Source organism: Sulfitobacter brevis (assembly GCF_900112755.1).
GTDB lineage: Bacteria > Pseudomonadota > Alphaproteobacteria > Rhodobacterales > Rhodobacteraceae > Sulfitobacter > Sulfitobacter brevis.
Map to the genome: position 1 here is coordinate 16,245 of NZ_FOMW01000011.1, position 15,519 is coordinate 31,763.

Annotated in this window: 18 protein-coding genes; 11 read left to right on the forward strand and 7 right to left on the reverse strand. The window is 60.0% G+C overall.

Annotated features, from left to right (window positions below):
- The first annotated feature begins 136 nt into the window (after window positions 1-136).
- The 11 genes from BM174_RS14955 (at window position 137) to BM174_RS15000 (ending at window position 9,933) form a co-directional block, all read left to right on the forward strand.
- On the forward strand, window positions 137-700 hold the full coding sequence (locus BM174_RS14955; protein ID WP_245766389.1) for a DUF3305 domain-containing protein: 564 nt from the start codon (window positions 137-139) through the stop codon (window positions 698-700).
- A complete protein-coding gene (locus BM174_RS14960) occupies window positions 697-1,320 on the forward strand; it encodes a DUF3306 domain-containing protein (RefSeq protein ID WP_093924669.1) in 624 nt (207 codons plus the stop codon). The genes BM174_RS14955 and BM174_RS14960 overlap by 4 nt, the downstream gene beginning before the upstream one ends.
- On the forward strand, window positions 1,317-1,928 hold the full coding sequence (locus BM174_RS14965) for a TorD/DmsD family molecular chaperone (protein WP_245766390.1): 612 nt from the start codon (window positions 1,317-1,319) through the stop codon (window positions 1,926-1,928). Before BM174_RS14960 ends, BM174_RS14965 begins: the two co-directional genes overlap by 4 nt.
- A gap of 58 nt (window positions 1,929-1,986) precedes the next feature.
- Window positions 1,987-2,193 carry a twin-arginine translocation signal domain-containing protein gene (locus BM174_RS14970; protein ID WP_093924670.1) on the forward strand — a complete coding sequence of 69 codons (207 nt, stop codon included), beginning with the start codon at window positions 1,987-1,989 and terminating at the stop codon, window positions 2,191-2,193.
- Window positions 2,194-2,264: 71 nt separating this feature from the next.
- Window positions 2,265-5,276, forward strand: coding sequence for a formate dehydrogenase subunit alpha (locus BM174_RS14975; protein WP_093924671.1), 3,012 nt, complete (start codon window positions 2,265-2,267; stop codon window positions 5,274-5,276).
- A gap of 13 nt (window positions 5,277-5,289) precedes the next feature.
- The gene (fdh3B, locus tag BM174_RS14980; RefSeq protein WP_093924672.1) at window positions 5,290-5,883 is read left to right on the forward strand and encodes a formate dehydrogenase FDH3 subunit beta; all 594 of its coding nucleotides are present in this window, start codon (window positions 5,290-5,292) and stop codon (window positions 5,881-5,883) included.
- Between the two features lie 82 nt (window positions 5,884-5,965).
- Entirely contained in the window at window positions 5,966-7,159 is a 1,194-nt protein-coding gene (locus BM174_RS14985; protein WP_093924673.1) for a formate dehydrogenase subunit gamma, read from the forward strand.
- Between the two features lies 1 nt (window position 7,160).
- Window positions 7,161-7,286, forward strand: coding sequence for a hypothetical protein (locus tag BM174_RS21605; protein ID WP_273456593.1), 126 nt, complete (start codon window positions 7,161-7,163; stop codon window positions 7,284-7,286).
- Window positions 7,287-7,400: 114 nt separating this feature from the next.
- Window positions 7,401-8,132, forward strand: coding sequence for an SDR family oxidoreductase (locus BM174_RS14990; protein WP_093924804.1), 732 nt, complete (start codon window positions 7,401-7,403; stop codon window positions 8,130-8,132).
- 67 nt (window positions 8,133-8,199) lie between these two features.
- The gene (locus BM174_RS14995) at window positions 8,200-9,048 is read left to right on the forward strand and encodes a fumarylacetoacetate hydrolase family protein (RefSeq protein ID WP_093924674.1); all 849 of its coding nucleotides are present in this window, start codon (window positions 8,200-8,202) and stop codon (window positions 9,046-9,048) included.
- A gap of 285 nt (window positions 9,049-9,333) precedes the next feature.
- Window positions 9,334-9,933, forward strand: coding sequence for a DedA family protein (locus BM174_RS15000; RefSeq protein ID WP_093924675.1), 600 nt, complete (start codon window positions 9,334-9,336; stop codon window positions 9,931-9,933).
- A gap of 18 nt (window positions 9,934-9,951) precedes the next feature.
- Here the strand turns inward: BM174_RS15000 and BM174_RS15005 are convergent, their stop codons facing one another.
- From BM174_RS15005 to BM174_RS15035, 7 genes are all read right to left on the reverse strand, one after another.
- Window positions 9,952-10,458, reverse strand: coding sequence for an MgtC/SapB family protein (locus BM174_RS15005; protein WP_093924676.1), 507 nt, complete (start codon window positions 10,456-10,458; stop codon window positions 9,952-9,954).
- Window positions 10,459-10,641: 183 nt separating this feature from the next.
- The gene (locus BM174_RS15010; RefSeq protein ID WP_245766391.1) at window positions 10,642-11,940 is read right to left on the reverse strand and encodes a DUF3618 domain-containing protein; all 1,299 of its coding nucleotides are present in this window, start codon (window positions 11,938-11,940) and stop codon (window positions 10,642-10,644) included.
- Window positions 11,927-12,325 carry a phage holin family protein gene (locus BM174_RS15015; RefSeq protein WP_093924678.1) on the reverse strand — a complete coding sequence of 133 codons (399 nt, stop codon included), beginning with the start codon at window positions 12,323-12,325 and terminating at the stop codon, window positions 11,927-11,929. The genes BM174_RS15010 and BM174_RS15015 overlap by 14 nt, the downstream gene beginning before the upstream one ends.
- Complete coding sequence (locus tag BM174_RS15020) at window positions 12,322-12,882, reverse strand: hypothetical protein (RefSeq protein WP_093924679.1); 561 nt, start codon at window positions 12,880-12,882, stop codon at window positions 12,322-12,324. Before BM174_RS15020 ends, BM174_RS15015 begins: the two co-directional genes overlap by 4 nt.
- 273 nt (window positions 12,883-13,155) lie before the next feature.
- Window positions 13,156-14,436 carry a cation:proton antiporter gene (locus BM174_RS15025; RefSeq protein ID WP_093924680.1) on the reverse strand — a complete coding sequence of 427 codons (1,281 nt, stop codon included), beginning with the start codon at window positions 14,434-14,436 and terminating at the stop codon, window positions 13,156-13,158.
- Between the two features lie 154 nt (window positions 14,437-14,590).
- Window positions 14,591-14,845 carry a GlsB/YeaQ/YmgE family stress response membrane protein gene (locus BM174_RS15030; RefSeq protein ID WP_093924681.1) on the reverse strand — a complete coding sequence of 85 codons (255 nt, stop codon included), beginning with the start codon at window positions 14,843-14,845 and terminating at the stop codon, window positions 14,591-14,593.
- A 226-nt stretch (window positions 14,846-15,071) separates the two neighbouring features.
- Window positions 15,072-15,377 (reverse strand): PRC-barrel domain-containing protein, encoded by a 306-nt coding sequence (locus tag BM174_RS15035; protein WP_093924682.1) that lies wholly within the window; start codon window positions 15,375-15,377, stop codon window positions 15,072-15,074.
- Between the last annotated feature and the right edge of the window lie 142 nt (window positions 15,378-15,519).

Here is a 15,519-nt window from a genome sequence, read left to right on the forward strand (position 1 = left end):
GTCAAGAAACGCACCCAAGGTAAAGCCAATTCGGGCACGAGGGGCAGCACTATACTTTAGGGCGTTTACGCTAGGTAAAAAACACTTTGTCTTATCGGGCACTTGGTGCGATTATCGCAGGCACTAGGGAGACTTCATGTACACGTATCCAGCTTCAGAAACGATTCCGGTCGGTGTAGTGATGCGCCGGTCAGCGGGAGTCACGCGCTGGGTTCAGTGGGCGTGGAAGGCCTTGGCGATCCTGCCAGGCGCCGGTCCAGCCGAATGGAAACTGTTGCGCGAAGACGGGAGTGCGACCGAGTTCCATGCGGGCACGCGGCCTTTAACGCTCTACCGGTCCGATACGGAAGCGTATGTTCATGAACTGGGATCGCGCGAGCCGTCGGTCTATATCGTTTTGCGACGTCGTGCCGCAGGCGGCGATCTGCCGTTGGAACTGGTGCTGATCACCGCCTCGCCTTATGAGGCGCAGGATTACGAGGATTCAGGCGAGGACATCGTGGAGAAAGTGGCAATGCCGCAGGGCATGCAGGACTGGGTCCGCTCGTATGTGGCGCGCCACCACGAGGAAGAAGCCTTTATCAAGCGCCGCCGCGATCGTGCGCGGGTGGACGGCGATCAAGATGGCATCGGCGATGCACGGATCAACCAGACCACGGATGTATACCGCGCGCCGACCCGCAAGGCTGTTGTTCAATGAACGCCCGCACCAGTTTTTGGGATCGCCGCCGCGCCGCCGTGCGCGAAGAGGCGGAAGCCGAGGCCCGCGAGGTTGAGGCCGCGCAGATAGCGGCACTGCCGCCAGAGCCCGAGCAGACGGATGCAGAAATACTTGAGACCTTGGGTCTGCCCGATCCGGACACACTGGAAGCGGGCGATGATTTTACTGCCTTTATGATCAAGGCAGTGCCGCACCACCTGCGCAACCGTGCGCTTCGCAAGCTATGGCGCAGCAATCCGGTACTGGCCTGTCTTGACGGGTTAAACGATTATGATGACGACTATCTGACCGGCAGCACCGGCAATGGTCCGATCAAGACCGCCTATCAGGTGGGCAAGGGCATGACCTTCCATGTGGAGAAGATGGCCAAGCTGAAAGCGATGGCGGAAGAGGCGTTGGCCGGGACGCCGTGCGAGGAGCCAGTTGAGGCCGCGCCCGAAGAGACCCCCGCGCAGGACGAGCCTTTGTTCGCCGCGACCCCTGCGGCCGCGCCCGAGATCGATGCGCCCGTTCAAATCGCCGAGGCAGCACCCGAGGATGCTCCGGCAATGCCCGCGCCACGGCGCATGGTCTTTACCTATCAGGAGGGCACCGCGTGACCGCCACTACCGCAACAGCACTGGTCGTCAGCGACGAAGACCGCCTGCGCGCCGACCTTTATAATTACCTCGGGCTAATCTTGTCGGGTCCGCCCGACCAGATGTTGCTGGAGCAAACCGCTGGATTGAGCGGCGACAGCAGCCCCTTGGGCGAGGCCGTTGCCGGCTTGGCGCGGGTGGCGGCCGTGACCAAGCCCAAGACGGCGATGTCGGAATATCACGCGCTGTTCATCGGTCTGGGACGCGGCGAGTTGCTGCCCTATGCCAGCTACTATCTGACAGGTTTTTTGAACGAGAAGCCTTTGGCGCGGTTGCGCCGCGACATGGCTGCTTTGACCATTACCCGCGCTCCGAACGTGTTCGAGCCGGAAGACAACATCGCCTCCTTGATGGAAATGATGGGCGGTATGATTGTCGGGCGGTTTGGCGCGGCAGCCAGCGAGACCCAGCAGAAGACGTTTTTCAACACCCATGTGGGGCCTTGGGCGACGCATTTCTTTTCGGATCTGCAAGCGGCCAAAACCTCGGTACTTTATGCATCGGTGGGCGCGGTCGGTGCAGCATTTATGAATATCGAACGCGAAGCGTATCGGATGACGGCAGGCTGACGGGTCTGCCATTAAACCGGCGGGGGTGCCCGCCAGAACATGAAAGGGGAGACATCCCATGACATCGAAAAAATTCGCGAAAAAAACCGAAGGCACGAGCCGCCGCGATTTTTTGAAACTGGCAGGCACCGCCGCGCCCGCAGCCGCTGTGGCCGTGGCCACTGCAGGGCAGGCTGAAGCAGGTCCGGCAGAGCCTGATCTGTCGTCACAGACAATGCAGGACACCGCGCATACCCGCGCTTACTTTGCGAGCGCACGGTTCTGAGCGCAGGCTGATAACAACATACTGCAGAGCAGGCCGGACAAGATGGCCAACTGCGGATCGGGAGGACGACGATGTTAAGAAAAAAGACAAACGCAGCTGTCAGAGGTGCACGCCCGAGCGTCAGCGCTCAGGCCCCGTCACGTGGTGTTGACCGCCGGACGTTCCTGCGCGGCTCGGGTCTTGCCATTGGCGGGCTTGCCGCGATTGCGGGCACCGGCGGCACAGTTACGCAGGCCTCGGCCCAGACGGCTGTGCAAACCGCGATGGAAACCCGCAAGTCGATCTGCACCCATTGTTCGGTCGGTTGTACGGTTATCGCCGAAGTCGATCAGGGTGTCTGGATCGGGCAGGAGCCGGGTTGGGACAGCCCCTTTAACCTCGGGTCACATTGCGCAAAGGGCGCTTCGGTCCGCGAGCACGCGCACGGCGAACGTCGTCTGAAATACCCGATGAAGAAAGTTGCCGGTGAGTGGCAGCGGATGAGCTGGGCTGACGCGATCAACGAGATCGGCGACGGCATGATGAAAATCCGCGAAGAGAGCGGACCAGATTCGGTCTACTGGCTCGGCTCGGCCAAGCACAGCAACGAACAGGCCTATCTGTTCCGCAAGTTTGCCGCATATTGGGGCACCAATAACGTCGACCACCAAGCGCGGATTTGTCACTCCACCACCGTGGCGGGCGTGGCGAACACATGGGGCTACGGCGCCATGACCAACAGCTACAACGACATTCATAACTCCAAGGCGATCTTTGTGATCGGCGGCAACCCGGCCGAGGCGCACCCTGTGTCGCTGCTGCACCTGCTGAAAGCCAAGGAAGAAAACAACGCGCCGCTGATCGTTTGTGATCCGCGCTTTACGCGCACCGCGGCCCATGCTGATGAGTATGTGCGCTTCCGGCCCGGTTCGGACGTGGCGCTGGTCTGGGGCATTCTTTACCACATTTTCGAGAATGGCTGGGAAGACAAGGAATTCATCCGGACCCGCGTTTGGGGCATGGATCAAATCCGCGACGAAGTAAAAAAGTGGACACCCGAAGAAGTCGAGCGTGTGACCGGTGCGCCGGGCGAGCAGCTTGAGCGCGTCGCACGGACACTTGTGAACAACCGTCCCGGCACCGTGATCTGGTGTATGGGTGGCACGCAGCACTCCAACGGTAACAACAACACCCGTGCCTATTGCATCCTGCAGCTCGCATTGGGCAACATGGGCACCGCTGGTGGCGGCACCAACATCTTCCGCGGCCACGACAACGTGCAGGGCGCGACCGATCTGGGTGTTCTCGCCGATACGCTGCCGGGCTACTATGGTCTGTCCGCTGGCGCATGGGCGCACTGGGCGCGGGTCTGGGACGAGGATCTTGACTGGCTCAAGAGCCGGTTCTCCGAAGCCAGCTATGACGAAACGGCGATGATGAACCTGACCGGTATTCCGGTCAGCCGCTGGATTGACGGTGTGTTGGAGGACAAAGAGAACCTGCAACAGCCCGACAACACCCGCGCGATGGTTCTGTGGGGCCACGCGCCCAACAGCCAGACCCGTCAGAAGGAAATGGTCACGGCGATGGAAAAGCTGGATATGCTGGTCGTCATCGACCCCTATCCGACTGTCACCGCCGTGTTGCAGAACCGCTCTGACGGGGTATGGCTACTGCCTGCCGCCACGCAGTTTGAAACACGCGGATCAGTGACCGCGTCAAACCGGTCGCTGCAGTGGCGTGACAAGATCGTCGAGCCGCTGTTTGAATCGCTGCCTGACCACACGATCATCGCGCTGTTTGCCGAGAAGTTCGGCTTCCACGACAAGATGTTCCGCAACATTGCCATCGACGATGGTGCCGAGCCGAACGTCGAGGACATCACCCGCGAATATAACCGCGGCATGTGGACCATCGGCTATACGGGTCAAAGCCCCGAGCGGATGAAGATGCACATGGAAAACCAGCACACCTTTGACCGCACCACGCTGCGCGCCAATGGTGGGCCGGCGGACGGTGATTTCTACGGGATGCCGTGGCCTTGCTGGGGCACACCCGAGATGAACCATCCCGGCACCGCGAACCTCTATGATATGTCGATGCCAGTGGCCGAAGGCGGCCTGACCTTCCGCGCCCGTTTCGGTGTGGAGCGTGACGGCGAGAACCTTCTGGCCGAGGGTGTCTATTCTGTCGGCTCCGAAATTCAGGACGGATACCCTGAGTTCACCGTGCAAATGCTGCGTGACCTTGGTTGGGACAAAGACCTGACGGACGATGAAAGGGACTCGATCAATGCGGTCGCGGGCTTTGAGCCCGGCATGCGTCTGTCGACGAAACAGCCTGACGATGGCGACACCGATCCGACCAACGACAACGAAGAAGTCGGTGAAACCAGCCAGCAGGGCGACATCCCGTCCGACTTCGAAGAGAAGACTGGCGGCGTGAACTGGAAAACCGACCTTTCGGGCGGTATCCAGCGGGTCGCTATTGCCCATGGCTGTGCGCCCTTCGGCAACGCCAAGGCGCGGGCCGTGGTCTGGACCTTCCCAGATCCGGTGCCAATCCACCGCGAGCCGCTTTACACAGCGCGTCGTGATCTGGTGGCAGATTACCCGACCTATGAGGACAAGACCTTCTGGCGGGTGCCGACCATGTATGCCTCGATCCAGGAGAACGACTTCTCGAAAGAGTATCCGATTGTCCTGACCTCGGGACGTTTGGTGGAATACGAAGGCGGCGGCGACGAGACACGCTCGAACCCGTGGCTCGCAGAACTGCAGCAGGACATGTTTGTCGAGATCAATACCCGCGACGCCAATAACCTTGGTGTGCGTGATGGTGCTCAGGTCTGGGTCGAAGGCCCCGAGGGCGGCAAGGTAAAGGTCATGGCGATGGTGACCGAGCGGGTCGGCGAGGGCGTGGCCTTCATGCCGTTCCACTTTGGTGGCCACATGGAAGGTGTCGATCTGCGCGACCGCTATCCTGACGGTGCCGACCCCTATGTTTTGGGTGAATCCACTAATACCGCACAGACCTATGGCTACGATTCAGTGACCCAGATGCAAGAGACCAAGGCCACTCTTTGCAAAATCTGGACAGCGTAAGGAGACGACGAAGATGGCAAGAGCAAAATTTCTCTGCGACGCCGAACGCTGCATCGAATGCAACGCCTGTGTCACTGCATGTAAGAACGAACACGAGGTGCCGTGGGGCATCAACCGCCGCAAGGTGGTCACGATCGGTGACGGCAAACCGGGCGAACGCTCGATCTCGGTTGCCTGTATGCACTGCTCGGATGCGCCTTGTATGGCGGTGTGTCCGGTAGACTGTTTCTACCAGACCGACGATGGCATCGTGTTGCACTCCAAGGACCTGTGCATCGGTTGTGGTTACTGTTTCTATGCCTGTCCGTTTGGCGCGCCTCAGTATCCACAGGCGGGCAACTTCGGGTCACGCGGCAAAATGGACAAATGTACTTTCTGTGCCGGTGGCCCAGAAGAGAACCACTCCGCCGCCGAGTTCCAGAAGTATGGCCGCAACCGAATCGCGGAAGGCAAACTGCCGATCTGCGCCGAGATGTGTTCCACCAAAGCCCTGTTGGCAGGAGACGGCGACGAAGTGTCCTCGATCTACCGCGAACGTGTGGTTGCGCGGGGCTTCGGCTCGGGCGCGTGGGGTTGGGGCACAGCTTACGGCCAGAAAGGTCAGTAACTCTGCGAAGCAGGGCTGACGATGCGAGGGGGGCGGCCTGTCAGGGGCCGCCTGACACCGCAAAAATGACAAGGATAGCTTGATGCGCTCGATCATCATCACCTGTTTGGCCCTCATGGTCTGGGCTGGCATTGCCACTGCCCAGGACGTGGTGGCACCGCAAACCAGCACCGTAACAACCAGCCCGTCGACCACCTCGCTGCAAGAAATTTTGCGGCGGCAGGAAGGGTTGAAGGTTGATCAGGAAGACCGCGCCCGCGTGACAGGGGAGGGCGAAGAAGGCATGCCGATCACCGCGCCGCTAGGCACGCGCGGCGGCGCCTCGGACCCTGATTTGTGGCGGGCCTTGCGGTTTGACGTGGCCGATGTGTCGACCCAGCAGCGCGGGCCCGCGGCACGCACGCTGATCCAGGAAGGCGGCATGTGGTGGCTGGATTTCCGGCGCGGACCGCTTCTGACCTATGGCGCGATTTTCCTCGGCGGTACGCTGGCTGTGTTGGCGATTTTCTATCTCATTCGCGGCAAGGTGCGGATCGAGGGGCCGATTACCGGTCGCCGGATCGAACGGTTCAAGGCGATCGAGCGCTTTGCCCATTGGTTGCTGGCAACCTCGTTTATTCTGCTGGGACTGACCGGTCTCTTTACGCTCTTCGGGCGCAAGGTGCTGATCCCCGCCTTTGGCCTAGAGGCGTTTTCCTTTATCGCCACCGGATCGAAGTGGGTGCACAACAATATCTCATGGGCATTCATGATTGCACTGGTGATGATCTTTATCTTCTGGGTGCTGCACAACTTGCCGGACCGCACGGACATCAACTGGCTGCTCAAGGGCGGCGGCATTTTTGGCAAGGGCCATCCGCCCGCCAAGAAGTTCAACGCGGGCCAGAAGATTATTTTCTGGTCGGTGATTATCCTCGGCGGGTCGATCTCGGTCTCGGGTCTGTCCTTGCTGTTCCCATTTGAGTTCAACCTGTTTGCCATGACCTTCGAGAAGCTAAACGCCATCGGCGCACCGGGTTGGTTCGGTTTTGACGCGCTGGAGACCAATCTCTCGCCGCAAGAAGAAATGCAGTATTCGCAGCTTTGGCACGCGATCATCAGCCTCGTGCTGACCGGCATCATCTTTGCCCATATCTATATCGGTACGCTGGGGATGGAGGGCGCGTTTGACGCCATGGGTTCCGGTGACGTTGAGGAGCAATGGGCCCGCGAGCATCACAGCCTGTGGGTGGCCGAGGTCGAAAAGCGCAACACGCTGACAGTGGAGGAGGCATAAGATGAAAGCATTTCTTTTGGCCCTCGTGGCGGCGGTCGTGATCACCATCGGTATGAACCTGTTGCTCAACAACATCGGCTATACCGAGCGCTCGCGCATTAGCACCGACAACGTCCGGCTCCACTGAGGCGGGTAATACACTGGAATGCAGGCGGGGCTTTCTTGAGAGAGAAAGCCTTTGCGCATCGCGGGTTACGGCGGCAAAGTGCAGTCTGGTGACCATCAACAAGAGGCGTCCGACATGCCATCCATCCTGATTACCGGCGCAGGCAGCGGAATTGGCCGCGCCACCGCTCAGGCCTTTCTTGACGCGGGTTGGCAGGTCGGGCTGATCGGACGCCGCGAGGCCGCTTTGGCCGAAACCGCAGCGGACAGCGACGCATTGGTTCTGCCCTGCGATGTCACCGATGAGGCGCAGGTAAAGGATGCGTTCGCCAAGGCGGTGCAGCATTGGGGCCACCTTGATGCCGTATTTAACAATGCCGGTGTCAGCCTGCGCGGCGCACCGATTGACGAGTTGTCGATGGATGACATCCGCACGTTGATCAACGTGAATGTCATGGGCAGTTTCATTGTTGCACAGGCCGGCTTTGCGCAGATGCGCCAGCAGGCGCCGCAGGGCGGGCGGATCATTAACAACGGATCAATTTCGGCGCATGTGCCGCGCTGGGGGGCTGCGGCCTATACGGCCTCGAAACATGCGGTAACGGGGCTGACGCGCAGTCTGTCGCTGGACGGGCGACCCTTTAACATCGCTTGCGGGCAAATCGACATCGGCAATGCGCTGACCGAAATGGCCACGCCTATGGTGACCGGCATGCCGCAGGCTGACGGCACTGTTGCGCCCGAAGCCGTCATGGACGTCGCCCATGTCGCGTCCTCGGTGCTTTATATGGCGGGATTGCCGCTGTCGGCGAATGTACAGTTCATGACCGTGATGGCGACCACCATGCCTTTCATCGGGCGCGGATAGTCACGCAGCCCGGTCTGACAGCGTGGGCCGCGAAAAAACTCCAAGATCAAACGAGGGAAAAGAAGAGATGAAATTGCTGCGCTTTGGGCCGGTGGGCCAGGAAAAACCGGGGATGCTGGACGCGCAAGGACAGCTGCGCGATCTGTCTGGCGTGGTGGATGATATCTCTGGCGCGGTTTTGTCGGATGCTGGGCTGGCCAAGCTACGGGCCTTGGACCCGACCGAACTGCCGCTGGTCGAAGGCACGCCGCGTTTGGGTGCCTGCGTGGGCGAGATTGGCAAGTTCTGCTGCATCGGCTTGAATTACTCCGATCACGCCGCTGAAACTGGTGCTTCGATCCCCGAACATCCGATCCTGTTTATGAAGGCCAATTCGGCCATTTCCGGCCCAAATGACACGGTGATGATGCCGCGCGGATCAACCTCGACCGATTGGGAGGTTGAACTGGGCGTTGTGATTGGCAAGACCGCAAAGTACGTCGGCAAAGAGGACGCCCTGGACTATGTTGCGGGCTACTGCGTGGTGAACGATGTGTCGGAGCGGCACTTTCAGACCGGCCTGACCGGCCAGTGGACCAAAGGTAAAAGCTGCGACACTTTCGGACCGACAGGTCCGTGGCTGGTGACCCGTGACGAGGTGGCCGATCCGCAGGCGCTTACTATGCATCTGGATTTAAACGGCACGCGGATGCAAACCGGGTCGACCGCCACGATGATTTTTACCGTGGCCGAAATTATTGAACATCTGAGCCAGCTTTTTACCCTTCATCCGGGCGATGTCATCTCCACCGGCACCCCTCCGGGTGTTGGCATGGGGATGAAACCGCAGCCGGTCTACCTGAAAAAAGGCGACGTCATGGATGTGGCGATCGAGGGGTTGGGCGCACAGCGCCAGGAGATCGGGCAGGACGCTTAACCTTCGACGCAACTCTTTTCGCAGCGTTACGGAACGGCCCGCCCGCGCGGGACGTTTGCATACCAGACGCTCCTTTGTAGCAGCTTCAACGTGCCCTCATGGCCCGCCTGAAAATTCCGCTGCGGCTTGATCCGTCAGGCACACGCCGCAGCGGAACGCTAATCGTCGGAGCAGGCGGTGCCAACAAGCAAGGCGGACGGTATGCCGCCCGGGTGCGATTAGTCACCGAAACGAAACCACGCGGGTGGCGGTGACCTCGCCTGCATCGTGACACAGGCAGTATGAATGTTTGATTGGCTCGCCGGAATTGTAGAGCAGGGCGGCTATGTCGCGATTGCGTTTCTGATGTTATTGGAGAACGTCTTTCCGCCAATCCCGTCGGAATTGATCATGCCGTTGGGTGGCTACTTGGCGCAGCAAGGCACGCTTAATCCGGTTTTGGTGGTCATTGCGGGCAGCATCGGCTCGCTGGCAGGAACGACCCTGTGGTATTACGGGGCGCGCAAGCTGAACCGGGATCGGGTTTACGCCCTGATCGACCGCCATGGCTGGTGGCTCACCGTCACTCGCGAAGGGATGGAGAAGGCTGAGGAACGCTTCAAACGTCATCAGGGGGCCGCGGTTTTCTGGGGGCGCATGCTGCCCGCGATCCGCACGTTGATCTCGGTACCTGCAGGTTTTGCCCGCATGTCGCTGTGGCGGTTTCTTGCGCTGTCGATGGCTGGAACGATCATCTGGGTCAGCCTTTTGACTGCCGCAGGTTACCTTCTCGGCACTCAATATGACAAGGTTTCGGGCTGGATCAATCCGGTAACCAACGTGCTTTTTGGCGCACTCGCGGTGCTTTATGTGGTTCGGTTGTTGCGGGGCAAGGGCCGCAAATAGGTTTGATAGGTTAGCCGGTCAGGCATCCACTTGTGTCTCGGATTCGTCCTTAATGCCAAGACTGGTTTGCAATTTGCGCAACATATCGAGCACGATAAACCCCGTCGCCGCAGCCACGACAGCAATGAACCAAAAGCCCAGCCCCACCGCCAGCCCAATGCCCGCCGAGAGCCACATGCTGGCCCCCGTGGTCAGCCCGTGCACCTGCCCTTTGGAAAAAACTACGATACCAGCAGCGAGGAAGGCCACACCGTTGGTCACTGCTTCGACCAACCGGATCGGATCGACGCGCACGATGTCTTGATCCAGCAACGGCATCTCCATGACCGAGAGCGTGATCAGCGCAAAGGCCGTCGAGGCGATGCCGACCAGCATATTGGTGCGCAGCCCTGCGGTGCGGGTTTTCAGCTCGCGCTCGAATCCGATGATCCCACAGAGCAGAGCAGCGCCAAAGAGCCGCATCAACATCACCACAGTGTCTGGTCCGGATTTGGGGCTGAGTTCGGCGACGATGGTGTTCCACATACAATTTTACCTGTTTTAGGGGTAACAAGGCTGTAGCGGGGGCGTCGTTGCAATCGGTCCCGTAGCTCAGTACTCCAACCGCCTCTCGGCGCGAATGGTTCCCACTGTCGCGCGCTGCGGGCGCTACAATGCAAAACAGCCCACACTTTCGTGCGGGCTGTTTCGATGACGTTCAACGTGGCGTTAGGATTTTTTAACGGACCCTACGTCTTGCTTCTTGGCCTCTGCATCAGCGGCATCCGCGATACGCTTGCCCGACGCTTTGGCTTTCTCGACGATGGCATCGGCAACCGAGTTACCGGGCGCGGCATTGTTGGCATCGTCCTTGGTTTCACGGGCGATATCTTTCGCCTCATTCACCGCAGCGTTAGCGACCTTGGTGAGCTTGTTCTTCTCTTGGTTGAAGATCCGCTCGGCCTCGTCCATCAGGTGATCGCTGTGCTCGCCCATGTACTCGTTTTCAATCCGGCTGCGTGGCAGAGCGGCACCCAGTGCGGCCCCGAGAGCGACAGCCAGCGCACCCGCAATCAGCGGCTGCTCTTCGAAAATGTCAGCCGCACGATCGCGACCCTGACGGGCGTAGGTCATCGTAGCCTGCCGTGCTTCGACAGCGCGGTGACGGGCCGCGATGACACGGTTGCGCGCTTCTTCGGACAGGCTTTCAGTTCCTTCAGCCAACCGCTGGCGCAAGGCCGCGGCGCGGTCGGATGCGGAAGACGCAAGGCTGCGTGCGCCATCAGCAGCAGAGTGGCCTGCGCCCGAGACTGCACCAGCTGCGCTGCGCGCGCCATCAGCTACAGACGCGCCTGCACTACGGGCACCGCCAGCAACTGTGGAACCTGCACTGCGGGCACCATCGGCAACCGAAGATGCCGCACCGGAGATGCTCGACCCCGCGTTGGAGGCCGCGTTGCGCGCGCTTGAGCCAAACGACGATGTGTCGTCGTCATGGTCATTGGACGAGTCAGCCCAAGAGGGTACGTTACGCTGCCCACTGTTGTTGCCAGAGTAGTAAGTGTTCGACGAACCAACCTGCCGCGACGCGGGTGTGTAGCCGGAAGGTCTGTCGGACAGGCCGTTGACGTTGCGGCTAGCATCCGAGGTAGTATTATGGTCGGATGTATAGCTGTCAGATCCAGTGCGGTTTGCGCCGTAACGATCCGCATCATAGCGGTCGGAGCCATATCCAGTGTCACGGCTAAAGCGGTTCTCGCGCACGCGGGGGTCGGACTTATCGCCCAGCATCAACCATGCCAATCCCACGCCTGTGAGCGCCAATGCAACCGGGTTGCGCTTAACGGCTTCGGAGACCGAGCGACCGATGTCGCCGCCGTGCTCGCGGAACTGGTTAGAGAACTCGCGCACGACACCATCAACGGAAAACTTGTCTTGCAGGTCGCTTAGAGTGCTGGTCAGGCCGGCCCGCTCGCGCTCGATCTCGCGTTCGATCTCTTCGGGGGTACGGGTATCATTTGTCATCATAAACCTCCTTCACGGCTTGCGTGTCGCGTTTCACATTTTTGGCCGCACAGCGCGGCGCGAGGCTGCTAAGTTTCAGATCGTCAGTGCCCTTTTTGATCATCACATAGGCAACGATCGCCAGAGCAACGCCGACCAGAAGTGCAGACCATCCGGCGGGAATGCCCGCTTCGGTCAGCGCCGCGACGAGGGCGGCAGTCAGCACATTGAGCGCGGTTAGCGCCACAACGACGGCACCGATAATCAGACCAACGGCGACACCAGCGGCCTTGAGGTTTTCGTTCACCTCGGCCCGGGCCAGATCAACTTCGCTACGGACCAGCGAGCTAACGTGGCCAAGGGCCTCGCTCAGCAATCCACCGGTGGTTTTGTTCGGATCGGTGTTCATACTGTGCCTCCTTTGTAGCTTGGGTTGATCGCGGGAGAGGCGACATTCACACTGCCGCTGCGTGGCCGGTCATCGGTCTGCGGGCGGTCCATTTGCGAGCCTTGTGCACCGTACGCGTTCTGGGCATCAGCGCTGTGATTGGAGGCTTTGGCAAAGCGCGTTGCGGCGAAGCCGATCAGTGCGGCGCTGCCAAGAAAGACCATCGGGTTCCGCTTGGCAAAATCGGTGACGGCGCCAACCATCTCGCCCAAATCCTTGTCACGCATCGCATCGGACGCGTCGGCAAGCCCGTCAGCGATCTGGCTGAAGGTGCGTTCCTGTGGTGAGCCACGCCGCATTTCATCGGCGGCTGTGCGCAGTGCAGAAGCCACGCCTTTGACCTCGTCAGCGGCAGCGCCTTTGGCTTGGTCAGCATAGTTTGATGCTTCGGTTGCCACAGTGTTGGCGGCGTCGCGCGCGCGCACTTTGGCTTCTTCAGCGGCCGAGGATGCGGCGGATTGAGCTTTGTCTTTGAGGCTGTCGTTGGCCCCGGGGGTCGTCTTGTTTGTAGGTGTCATGGTGTACTCCTTAGGGTTAGGCGATCAAGCTGAGGACCGCGAGAATGACCACGATGGGGCCGATGAGATAAAAAATGCCATGCATTGCGATTTCTCCTGAACTTCAGTTTTTGCTGCTTGAAATTACAACGTAGCTGCCTCGATTCCGTTCCTGACTAAATGCGATAAGAGCATCTTAGTTCACTGTTAGGCAGGGTCATGCCATGTGGATGTAGCGGACGGCACATGGGATGACCCGTGGGCGCAAAGCGGTAGTCTGAAATGGGGATGGGGCTAGCGCGGCAGAGCGTCAGATTGGTCCGCTTCCTCGGGTCGTGCGGCGAGGCCCTCCATAGCGAAACCGGCGGTAAAGCCATGCACGAGCGTAGAGACGAGGATGGTAAATCCGACCAGAGCCCAGAGCAGGTTCTCGTCCAGAAACTCCACCTTTCCGGCAGCATAGGCGAGATAGTAGATCGAGCCGATGCCCCGAACGCCGTAGATCGCCACCACCCAGCGGTCGCGGCCCCGCAAGCTGGAGCCGAGCAGTGACAGCCAGCCTGCCAGCGGGCGGACGACCACAAGCAACGCCACGCCAATCACGGCAACGGCAAGAGTGAGTTCTTGGAGCAGTGCGGGCAGAACTGCGCCCAGTGCAACGAGGATCACGGCGGTCAGTGCATGTTCAATCGACTCGGTGAAATCATGCAGGCGGCGGTGAAATTCATGCTCGCCCTTGACGCGCCGGATTGAAAATCCAGCCACGGCAACAGCGATAAATCCGTAACCTTCGACCAGCTCGGTCGTGCCATAGCAAAGCAAAATCCCCGCCAGCGCCACGACCCCCGAGGCAGTATCCGCCAGCACCGCGCCGCGCGGAAAAGCGAACACCACATGCCCCAAAGCCCAGCCACCCGCGGCGCCCATCAAGGCCCCGACGGCAATGCGCCAACCGACATCCAGCATCAACCACTCCATCACCCGCGCCCCGGGGGAGAGCGCTTCGGCGGCGGCAAGAAGGCCGAGATAAACAAACGGAAAAGCGAGGCCGTCGTTCAAAGCGGCTTCGGTGGTCAGCGCAAAACGCACTGGATGCTCGCCCCCCGCTTGCGGCGGGCCAACCTGTACGTCGCCTGCAAGAACGGGGTCTGTCGGGGCCATCACCGCACCGAGCAAAATCGCCCCTGCGATCGTGAAGCCCGCCATCAAATAACCCATCATCGCCACGGCAAAAATCGTCAACGGCATCGCCACAACGAGCAAGCGCACCGTCGGCATCCAGAAGCGGCGCTCGAGCAGGTTATCAATGCGCAGGCCGGTGGCAAAAAGTGCGACGATCACGGTGAGCTCTGCCACAACCTCCCAAAGATGCGGCGAGGTGCGTGGATCTGGGACAGCAGGAATGCCGGGGATGAAACTAAACGCGGCCATGCCGAAGAGGATCAATAATCCGGATGCGGCAGGCTCGCGCCGCGATACGAAACGTGGCAGCCAATGCGCGAGGATCACTACCGCACCCAATGCCGCAAGCCCCAGATGGTAGCCGTCAAATCCAAAAAAGGCGGCATCTTTCATCGGGCTGGTTCCTTCTTGTGGCAGGGGTCAGGCGGGGTCCGCGCCGTTGTTTCTTGGAGGTGTCACTAGATTGGTCGGACAGCTGGACTGTTGGCAATGGCCTTGGTGAAGCGGGTGCCCCCGGCGAACCAGCGGCACCTGCAGTGGTTCAATGTTAGCCGCGCTTGCGAGACACCATACCCCAAATTACCAACACGATCACCGCGCCGACGATTGCGCCGATAAGGCCCGCGCCTTCGTCCGCCGAATACCAGCCCATTGCCTGCCCGAGCCATGTCGCGAGAAACGCGCCGACGATGCCGAGGATGGTGGTGAGGATAAAACCCGATGGCTCGTTCCGGCCGGGCGTCACGAATTTAGCGATTACGCCAGCGATAAAGCCGATAAGTATTGTCCAGATAAATCCCATTTTTCGTCCCTCTCAAAGCCTGTGCTCAGGCTGCATTGTTAATTGTTCGAGGGTTGTGCGGTCGCTACGTCTGGACCGTTGCGGGTAACCAGTGACGCGCGGGCCTTGCACTCCCCGCTGACTAACCTGCCTCAACGGGTTTTGTTCCTTGGCAGGTGCACAAGAGGGTCGCCATAGAAAAAGGCCGCCGCATTCTATTGCGGCGACCTTTTGGTTTCACGCGAGATCAAGCGTGGCTGTGCTTGTGCTCGGGCAGATCTTTAAGCTGGTCTTTGGTCATGGCGGTGGTGGCGTGAACTTTGCCGTTTTCGTCGCGCATGAAATTCAGATTGCCAACGGGCAAGCCGACGGGCTTGGCACCGATGCCCAAAAATCCACCTACATCAACTATCACCTGCGCGGAGGCGCCGTTGCCGTGAAAATGCGAGACCGAGCCGATGTTATGGTCATCGGGCCCGTAAACATTTGCGCCCTCAACATTGGCGTGATTGATTTCTTCGGCGCGCAGCGGAATGTGATTTGTATGGTCCATTATTTCGCCCTTTCGGTTGTTGAACTTACTAGTCATCCAACCCGTGCGCGGGTGCTGGGGTTCCGAGATCGAAAAGGGCAGGGAGAATTGCGCAAGAAGCAGCCGATTTAATGTCAGCGGGAATGCTCCAGCCCATTGGTCG

What these genes read in the sequence shown, in the direction of transcription:
- BM174_RS14955 (WP_245766389.1), top strand. Translation starts at nt 137, where the DNA reads ATGTACACGTATCCAGCTTCAGAAACGATTCCGGTCGGTGTAGTGATG.
- BM174_RS14960 (WP_093924669.1), top strand. Translation starts at nt 697, where the DNA reads ATGAACGCCCGCACCAGTTTTTGGGATCGCCGCCGCGCCGCCGTGCGC.
- BM174_RS14970 (WP_093924670.1), top strand. Translation starts at nt 1,987, where the DNA reads ATGACATCGAAAAAATTCGCGAAAAAAACCGAAGGCACGAGCCGCCGC.
- BM174_RS14975 (WP_093924671.1), top strand. Translation starts at nt 2,265, where the DNA reads ATGTTAAGAAAAAAGACAAACGCAGCTGTCAGAGGTGCACGCCCGAGC.
- fdh3B (WP_093924672.1), top strand. Translation starts at nt 5,290, where the DNA reads ATGGCAAGAGCAAAATTTCTCTGCGACGCCGAACGCTGCATCGAATGC.
- BM174_RS14985 (WP_093924673.1), top strand. Translation starts at nt 5,966, where the DNA reads ATGCGCTCGATCATCATCACCTGTTTGGCCCTCATGGTCTGGGCTGGC.
- BM174_RS21605 (WP_273456593.1), top strand. Translation starts at nt 7,161, where the DNA reads ATGAAAGCATTTCTTTTGGCCCTCGTGGCGGCGGTCGTGATCACCATC.
- BM174_RS14990 (WP_093924804.1), top strand. Translation starts at nt 7,401, where the DNA reads ATGCCATCCATCCTGATTACCGGCGCAGGCAGCGGAATTGGCCGCGCC.
- BM174_RS14995 (WP_093924674.1), top strand. Translation starts at nt 8,200, where the DNA reads ATGAAATTGCTGCGCTTTGGGCCGGTGGGCCAGGAAAAACCGGGGATG.
- BM174_RS15000 (WP_093924675.1), top strand. Translation starts at nt 9,334, where the DNA reads ATGTTTGATTGGCTCGCCGGAATTGTAGAGCAGGGCGGCTATGTCGCG.
- BM174_RS15005 (WP_093924676.1), bottom strand. Translation starts at nt 10,458, where the DNA reads ATGTGGAACACCATCGTCGCCGAACTCAGCCCCAAATCCGGACCAGAC.
- BM174_RS15010 (WP_245766391.1), bottom strand. Translation starts at nt 11,940, where the DNA reads ATGATGACAAATGATACCCGTACCCCCGAAGAGATCGAACGCGAGATC.
- BM174_RS15015 (WP_093924678.1), bottom strand. Translation starts at nt 12,325, where the DNA reads ATGAACACCGATCCGAACAAAACCACCGGTGGATTGCTGAGCGAGGCC.
- BM174_RS15020 (WP_093924679.1), bottom strand. Translation starts at nt 12,882, where the DNA reads ATGACACCTACAAACAAGACGACCCCCGGGGCCAACGACAGCCTCAAA.
- BM174_RS15025 (WP_093924680.1), bottom strand. Translation starts at nt 14,436, where the DNA reads ATGAAAGATGCCGCCTTTTTTGGATTTGACGGCTACCATCTGGGGCTT.
- BM174_RS15030 (WP_093924681.1), bottom strand. Translation starts at nt 14,845, where the DNA reads ATGGGATTTATCTGGACAATACTTATCGGCTTTATCGCTGGCGTAATC.
- BM174_RS15035 (WP_093924682.1), bottom strand. Translation starts at nt 15,377, where the DNA reads ATGGACCATACAAATCACATTCCGCTGCGCGCCGAAGAAATCAATCAC.